At 47.6% G+C, this 676-nt stretch carries 1 protein-coding gene; it reads right to left on the reverse strand.

Annotated elements, in window-relative coordinates:
- Nucleotides 1–31 precede the first annotated feature (31 nt).
- Nucleotides 32–676, reverse strand: a 645-nt coding sequence (locus R8O11_RS28140) for a divalent metal cation transporter (protein WP_412035086.1), incomplete at its 5' end; no start/stop codon positions are given.

A 676-nucleotide genomic window follows, 5' to 3' on the forward strand; every position in this document is an offset into this window, starting at 1 on the left:
GAGGCCGTTTTTTATCACTATCAACAAAGTATTAACCCGTAAACTTCGCCATGAAGTTACCGATGTTAGTCAAACTCGATGCAGCCATCACGATAACAACCGCTGCTCCAGTTAGCGTTAAGTACATTGGGTGTTGGTAGTCACCGACGATATCTTTGCGTTTTGTCGCTACTAAGACGGTACCCAAAACGATAGGAAGGATAATGCTGTTCACTAAACCCGCTAACATAAGCAGAAGAATTGGCATATCCATGGTAACCGTGCCTAGCGAGGTTAGGATAATGAAGCCGACACACCACGCTTTTTCGTTTCGCGCTACAACGGGGAAAAGCGTCTTAATTAATGAGATAGCCATGTAAGAGTTACCCACTACAGACGTGATGGAAGCAACAAACAGTACTAAGCCAAAGATGAAGTAACCAAGCTGGCCAGCACCTTGACGGAAAGCGTCGGCTGCCGGGTTAGCTGAATCCAACGTTGCGCCTGTCACGATAACGCCAAACACCGCTAAAAACAGTAGGACGCGAATAACCACCGCAATAGAGATACCAGCCCACGCTGTTGAAGTGATGGAAGGTACGTTCTCTTTACCTTTCAAGCCGATGTCCACTAGACGTTGTGCACCCGTGTAGTAACCGCCAACTGCGCCGCCAACGATAGTCAATGTAGGCAGAAG

This window comes from Vibrio sp. 1288, from assembly GCF_033344475.1.